Raw genomic sequence first — 8,167 nt, forward strand, 5'->3', positions numbered from 1 at the left:
TGAATTAATTACTTTTGAAAATGATTAAAAAATTCGAAGATCATCTTAGCCATAATTTCCAGTTTTTAAAAGGGAAAAAGTTGTTTCTTGCCACGAGCGGAGGATTAGACAGTATGGTAATGGCTCATTTGTTCCATAAGCTAAATTATAAAATAGCCATCGCGCATTGCAATTTTCAACTTCGGGGAATAGAAAGTTTTGAAGATCAAAAATTTGTTCAGGAATATGTTGATGCGAATACGATTCCTATTTTTGTAACACAATTTGATACTAAAGCTTTTGCCGATGACTATAAATTATCTACTCAAGTTGCCGCTCGCGAATTGCGATACAACTGGTTTTATGAGCTTTTGGAAACAGAAAAGTACGACTATATATTGACCGCACATCACGCTGATGATAATTTAGAAACTTTTCTAATTAATCTTAGTCGAGGTACCGGATTAGAAGGTTTGACCGGAATTCCGGAGCAAAATGAAAATATAATTCGGCCACTTTTACAGTTTTCAAGACAGGAAATTGAAAATTATGCCAAAGAAAATAATATTCAATGGAGAGAAGACAGCAGTAATGCTTCTGATAAATACCTTCGAAATAAAATCCGGCATCATTTAGTTCCGATTTTAAAAGATTTAAATCCAAATTTTATAACTTCTTTTCAAAAAACACAAACCTATTTGCAGGAAGCGCAAGACATGGTTGAAGATGCTTCAATAATGGTTTATCAGCAAGTGGCAAAGCAAGAAGGGGACGACATTCATTTTGATTTGAAGCAGCTGAAGAAGTTGCCTAATTATAAATCGTATTTGTACCAATGGCTCAATGAATTTGGATTTTCGGCATGGGATGATATATATGCTTTGGTTGAAAGTCAATCTGGTAAACAGGTATTTTCTTCGGAGTTTCGTTTATTGAAGGACAGGAATTCCTTAATCCTAAGTCCGATAAATTTCGTAGATAAGGAGGAAGAATATTTCATTTATGAAGATCAGCAAGAAGTTAAGATTCCCTTAAATCTTTCGTTTAGTAAAGTAGCGGACATAAGTTTAGTTTCAAATACAACTATATTTGTTGATGCGGATAAATTAAAATTTCCGTTGGTTTTACGTCATTGGAATGAAGGAGCAGTTTTTCAGCCTTTTGGGATGGAAGGCAAATCTAAGAAAGTGAGTAAGCTCTTTAAAGACGAAAAATTGTCCTTGATCGATAAAGATAATACGTGGCTTTTATATTCTGATAACGAAATAGTCTGGGTAATTGGAATACGTCAGGATGAACGCTTTAGAATAGAAAATACAACAAAAAATATACTTAAAATACAATTAGAATAATGAGAAAAATTATTTTTTTACTACTTGTTTTTTTGGCTTTCGCCAAAGGAAATGCACAGATTCTGGATCCTGCAAAATGGACAACCAAAATTGAGAAAAAATCGGAGAACACTTATTTGTTGACTTTCAATGCAGTTATTGAAAAAGACTGGCATATGTATTCGCAGTTTACGCCAGATGGAGGACCGCTGGCATTAGAAGTTGTTTTCAAAAATCAAAAAGGTAATTTTAACTTAGTTGGCAAAGCCAAAGAAAGCAAAACTACTACCGCTTTTAATGATGTTTTTGGTGTTAATGAAACTTTTTTTCACGATAAAGCTCAAATTCAACAAGAAATTAAAATCACAAACCCAAAGCTTACTAAAATAGAGGTCGATTTGAATTATCAGGTTTGTAAAGAAGCGTGTATTAATTTAGAAAAAAAATTCACTTTTTCGATCCCTTCCCTTTTAAAAACTTCGGTTGAAGTTGTTAAATCAGAATCTGTAAAAGTAGATTCAACCGTTGTAAAAACAGAAGTAGAAAAAGCGACCGTTGTTCCAGCAAAAGTAAGTATGCTTGATGCAAATCCGGTAAGTAAAAGAGGGCTATGGTCTATATTTTTTATCGCTTTTTTCTCTGGATTTGCCGCGTTGCTTACGCCCTGTGTTTTCCCGATGATTCCCATGACGGTAAGTTTCTTTACGAAACAAAGTAAATCAAGGGCCAAAGGGATTAAAAACGCACTTATTTATGGGGTTTCGATTATATTTATCTATGTCGTATTAGGGTTTTTAGTGACTTGGATTTTTGGTGCCGGTGCTCTGAATGCGTTGTCTACCAATGTTTGGTTTAATATCATTTTCTTCCTTTTATTGATTATTTTTGCCTTTTCATTTCTTGGTGCATTCGAAATTATGTTGCCTCAATCTTGGGCTAATAAAGTAGACAGTCAGGCAGACAGAGGAGGAATCGTTGGAATTTTATTTATGGCATTGGCACTTGCCATAGTGTCGTTCTCCTGTACGGGACCTATAGTAGGGACATTATTGGTTGAAGCCGCTTCTAAGGGAGGTATCGCTCCAATTATAGGAATGTTCGGTTTCTCCTTGGCATTAGCCTTACCATTTATGCTATTTGCCATGTTCCCGGGTTGGTTGCATTCTTTACCAAAATCAGGCGGATGGCTGAATACAGTTAAAGTAGTTTTAGGTTTTCTAGAATTGGCTTTGGCTTTCAAATTTTTGTCGAATGCTGATTTAGTTTTGCAATTGCATTTATTGGAAAGAGAAGTTTTCTTGGCAATTTGGATTGCTATTTTTGGAGTTTTGGCCCTTTATTTATTCGGAAAAATTACTTTACCGCACGATAGTCCTTTGCCTCATATTTCTGTGGGAAGATTATCTTTTGGACTAGTCGTTTTAATGTTTACGATTTATTTAATACCCGGACTTTGGGGAGCACCATTAAAATTAATTAATGCTTTTCCGCCACCAATGGAATATAGCGAAAGCCCAATGGGTTTTGGAGGTTCGGGAGCAATGGAATCGGCAGCTGTTTTACCGGATGGGGCAAAAATAGGACCGCACGGTCTGGTCGTTTTTGATGATTATGAAAAAGGTTTGGCTTACGCCAAAACGGTAAACAAGCCCATAATGCTAGATTTTACGGGTTATGCCTGCGTGAATTGCAGAAAAATGGAAAATAATGTGTGGTCTGATCCTCGTGTATTATCCCAATTGAAAAACGAAATCGTGTTAATTTCGTTGTATGTAGATGATAAACGGGAATTGCCTAAAGAAGAACAATCTGTATCTAAAACTACCGGTGCAGAAATCACAACAACAGGGGATAAGTGGACTGATTTCATGATTTCGAAATATAAAACCAATACGCAGCCTTTGTATGTTTTAACAGATTTGCAAGGGAATAGTCTGAATGAAGACAAACCAACTATCAGTTATGTAGGAGTGGAGGAGTATGCAAGTTGGTTAAAAACCGGTATCTCCAAATTCAAAAAATAGAATCTCAAAGTATTTTTTTAAAATATTCAAACCTGTTCAACGCTGTGAACAGGTTTTTTTTGTGGTGTAACTAATTATGCACCCTATTTAAATGTTATTAGACGATTTAAAAGAAGTACCATAACGTCTTTATTTCGACTATGTTTTATGCCATTGTTCGTGTTTTGAACTAATGCCTTCGTTTTATTTACAGTATTATCCCAGTCTGTTTTTTGCTCAAAAGATTCTAAATTAAAGTATAGATTTTAAAAATAAACAATTCGTTTTTACTTAGAAAAATAGTTTTGATTTAATTATCAAATTAGATTCCTATTTTTTTTGAGTCGAAATAAAGGATCAAAAGTTGATAAATTCCTGTTTGGTTTGCTTTTTATTCTTCTAAAAAACACAAAATAGGTAGTTCGTAGTTTTTTTTATTCTGTTAGTCGGAAATGTATAAAAATTAATACTAATGTATTCTTAATTATTTAACTTAGTCTGTAAGTATTTGAAATTTAGGTAATTATTGTAAGATTTTTTGTTTAAAAAAGATAGAAATTTTATAAAATTATGTTAAATGGATACAACTTCAAAAAGTTCCTTCAGCATTTAGATTTTAAGTAAAACAGCCCTAATTCGTTATTTTATTATTTTAATTCAATTAGTTATGAAGACATTTTTACACAAATCCCATTTTTTATCGATTGTTTTTTTAATAGCCAATTTGTTTTTTGCAAGTGTGGCTTTTGGGCAGGCAACCCTAACCTCCGATAAGGAGGACTATGCACCGGGAACGACGGCAACCTTTACGGGAAACGGTTTTCAACTTGGTGAAACAGTTACCTTCTTAGTGCTGCATTACGATGGCACCTCGGATAGCGGGGCTGATCACCAGCCCTGGACAGTCAAAGACGGCAGCGTCGAAGACCTTGATGGCATGGTGAACGGAATAATCATTACGACTTGGCATGTCTGCGAAGACGATTGTGTCGGTTCTACTTTAATAGCTACTGCGGATGGCATTGCCTCTGGGTATCATGCGGCTGTTGTGTTTACGGATGCAATAAACATCAGCATTTCCGCAACACCATTATGTGTTGGGACGAGTGTAATATTTACTACTTCAACATCTGGAGTAACATCACCATACCAATGGAGAAAGAATGGTTTCGTTATTGCAACAACTAGTGTGTCCACTTTTTCAATTAGTAGCGTTGCTACAAGTGATGCTGGTACATATGATGTTATCGCAGCAAAAAATGGCGGTGGAACGGTAACATCATCAAATACAGTTATATTGACTGTAAATGCAAATCCAACATTAACAGGTACAGGTTCAAGTTCAACTGTTGTGTGTACCGGAGGAAGTGCCACAATAACCTTAAGTGGTTTATTAGCAAACACAGCACAAACTATAAACTATACTGTTGGTGGTACTGCAGGTACCCAAACAGCTACTGTTACATCAAATGGTTCCGGTGTAGCTACTTTTAGCACGATTGCATTAACAACAGCAAACAATGTTCAGACAATAACGATTACATTAGTTACACGTACAGATGTTACACCTAATTGTTCATTAACACCCGTAAGCACCAATACGGCAACATTACCAACAGTTAATCCTAAACCATCTGTTAACAATTCACCGTTAACACAAACTATTTGTTCCGGTGGAAGTACAACACTCGTTACTCTTACTGCTGACGTTAGCGGAACGACCTTTGCATGGACGGCATCAGCAGCTGCAGGTGTATCAGGTTTCACTGCAAGTGGCACCGGTACCATACCTGTTCAAACAATATCTGCTACAGGAACAACGCAAGGAACAGTTATCTATGCCATTACTCCTACAGCCGCTGGTTGTCCGGGAGCAGTGACCAATTATACAGTACTGGTTAATCCAAAACCATCTGTTACCAATTCACCATTAACACAATCTATTTGTTCAGGTGGAAGTACAACACTGGTTACTCTTACTGCTGACGTTAGCGGAACGACCTTTGCATGGACGGCAACAGCTACAGCAGGTGTATCAGGTTTCACTGCAAGTGGTACCGGTACCATACCTGTTCAAACAATATCTACTACAGGAACAACGCAAGGAACAGTTACCTATGCCATTACTCCTACAGCCGCTGGTTGTCCGGGAGCAGTGACCAATTATACAGTACTGGTTAATCCAAAACCATCTGTTACTAATTCACCATTAACACAATCTATTTGTTCAGGTGGAAGTACAACACTGGTTACTCTTACTGCTGATGTTAGCGGAACGACCTTTGCATGGACGGCATCAGCTACAGTAGGTGTATCAGGTTTCACTGCAAGTGGCACCGGTACCATTCCTGTTCAAACAATATCTACTACAGGAATAACGCAAGGAAAAGTTACCTATGTCATTACTCCTACAGCCGCTGGTTGTTCGGGAGCAGTGACCAATTATACAGTACTGGTAAATCCAAAACCATCGGTTACCAATTCACCATTAACACAAACTATTTGTTCTGGTGGAAACACAACACTGGTTACTCTTACATCTAATGTTAGCGGAACGACCTTTGCATGGACGGCATCAGCTACGGCAGGTGTATTAGGTTTCACTGCAAGTGGCACCGGTACCATACCTGTTCAAACAATATCTACAGCAGGAACAACGCAAGGAACAGTTACCTATGCTATTACTCCTTCAGCCGCTGGTTGTACTGGAGCAGTGGCCAATTATACAGTATTGGTTAATCCAACACCGAATGCAGTTTCTACACTACCTTCTCAAACTATATGTTCGGCTAGTACCATTACCAGCATAGTATTAAGCGGCAATGTAAGCGGCACAGTATATAATTGGACAAGAGACAATACCGGTAATGTAACCGGAATAGCTGCAAGTGGCAGTGGAAACATTTCAGGTGCACTAACAAATACAGGCAGTACACCGGTAACAGTAACTTTCACCATTACACCTACAGCAAACAGTTGCCCAGGCACTGCTATTACTGCAACCGTATTGGTTAATCCAACACCAACAGTAACACAGCCATCAAATCAAATCGTATGTAACAATGCTTCTACAAATGCAATAATAGTTAGCGGTGCAGTAATTGGAACCACTTTTAACTGGACAAATAATACTACCAGTATAGGATTGGCAGCAAGTGGCAGTGGAGATATTACATCTTTTACAGCAACAAACACTGGAGCAACAACAGTAACAGCAAGCATTACAGTTACGCCGGTGGCCAATGGCTGTCCCGGAACTGCAAAGACATTTTCGATTATTGTTAATCCCACACCAACAGTAAATCAACCGTCAAATCAAACAGTTTGCAATAATGCTGCTACTACAGCAGTAACCTTTAGCGGAGCAGTAAGCGGCACTACTTTTAACTGGACAAATGATAATGCAAGTATAGGATTAGCAGCAAGTGGTAGTGGAAATATTGCACCTTTCACGGCAACCACTAGCGGAACAACAGCAGTAGCAGCAACGATTACAGTTGCACCGGTAGTCAATGGCTGTTCCGGAACTGCAAAAACATTTACGATTTCTGTTAAGCCAACACCCAATGTTGTAGCAACTCCTTCAAGTCAGACAATTTGTTCCGGAAATGCTATAACCACAATTGTACTCAGTTCCAATGTTAGTGGTACAACTTATTCATGGACAAGCAGCACAACAGGAAGTGTTGATATTGTTCCTGCAAGTGGCAGTGGAGATATCAGTTCTGTAATTACTAATAACACTGCAACAATCAAAACGGTTACATTTACTATTACACCTACAGCAAATGGATGTGCTGGTACACCTATCACTGCTACAGTAATAGTAAACCCAACTCCAAATGCAGTTGCAACACCTGTTACCCAAACTATTTGTTCAGACACCTCCATAACAACAATTGTTTTATCGAGCAATGTGGGCAGTACTGTTTTTAACTGGACACGTGATAATACTTCTAACATAACGGGTATAGCAATTAGTGGCACAGGAAATATTTCAGGTATAGTGAGTAATACAACTGCCACGGCGCAGTCAACGATTTTTACTATTATACCAACTATCGGAGGATGCGCGGGTCCTGCGATCACTGCAACTGTAACTGTAAATAAAGAGCCTTCATTTACTATATGTCCTTTAAATATTTTAAAAAATACAGATCCGGGTGTTTGCACCGCTGTGGTATCTTATACCTCTGCAGCAACAGGCACGCCTTCAGTGACAGTTACCTATGCATTTACTGGCGCAACAACAGGAAGCGGCAGTGGTTCAGGCAGTGGTTCAACTTTTAATAAAGGAATAACAAATGTTACTATTAGTGCTGCTAATACATGTGGTACAGCTAGTTGTAGTTTTACAGTTATTATTGCGGATACAGAGAACCCAACAATAGTTAGTCTTCCTGTGTCCATCGTTAAAACTAACGATACAGGAGTATGCGGAGCTGTAGCTAGTTGGACTGCTCCAACAGCAACGGACAACTGTTCAGCAACAATAGCACAAACAGCTGGTCCAGCATCAGGTTCAACCTTCCCATTAGGCTCAACCACGATAACCTATACCGCAACGGATGCTTCAAAGAATACCCACAGCGATAGCTTCACGGTAACGGTTAGCGATACAGAGGACCCAACAATAGTTAGTCTTCCTGTGTCCATCGTTAAAACTAACGATACAGGAGTATGCGGAGCTGTAGCTAGTTGGACTGCTCCAACAGCAGCAGACAACTGTTCAGCAACAATAGCACAAACAGCTGGTCCAGCATCAGGTTCAACCTTCCCATTAGGCTCAACCACGATAACCTATACCGCAACGGATGCTTCAAAGAATACCCACAGCGATAGCTTCACGGTAAC

The 8,167-nt window shown here is 38.4% G+C and carries 3 protein-coding genes; all 3 read left to right on the forward strand.

Going from position 1 to position 8,167, the window contains the following annotated elements; translation table 11 throughout:
* Nucleotides 1-20 precede the first annotated feature (20 nt).
* Nucleotides 21-1,331, forward strand: a complete 1,311-nt coding sequence (gene tilS, locus ACFX5F_RS15000; RefSeq protein ID WP_379852840.1) for a tRNA lysidine(34) synthetase TilS — start codon at nt 21-23, stop codon at nt 1,329-1,331.
* Nucleotides 1,331-3,334: a protein-disulfide reductase DsbD family protein gene (locus tag ACFX5F_RS15005; RefSeq protein WP_379852841.1), complete on the forward strand. Its 2,004-nt coding sequence runs from the start codon at nt 1,331-1,333 to the stop codon at nt 3,332-3,334. The genes tilS and ACFX5F_RS15005 overlap by 1 nt, the downstream gene beginning before the upstream one ends.
* 646 nt (nt 3,335-3,980) lie before the next feature.
* The coding region (locus ACFX5F_RS15010) for a beta strand repeat-containing protein (protein WP_379852842.1) at nt 3,981-8,167 on the forward strand (4,187 nt) is incomplete at its 3' end.

The organism is Flavobacterium zhoui (assembly GCF_042787235.1).
GTDB lineage: Bacteria > Bacteroidota > Bacteroidia > Flavobacteriales > Flavobacteriaceae > Flavobacterium > Flavobacterium zhoui.

What these genes read in the sequence shown, in the direction of transcription:
- tilS (WP_379852840.1), top strand. Translation starts at nt 21, where the DNA reads ATGATTAAAAAATTCGAAGATCATCTTAGCCATAATTTCCAGTTTTTA.
- ACFX5F_RS15005 (WP_379852841.1), top strand. Translation starts at nt 1,331, where the DNA reads ATGAGAAAAATTATTTTTTTACTACTTGTTTTTTTGGCTTTCGCCAAA.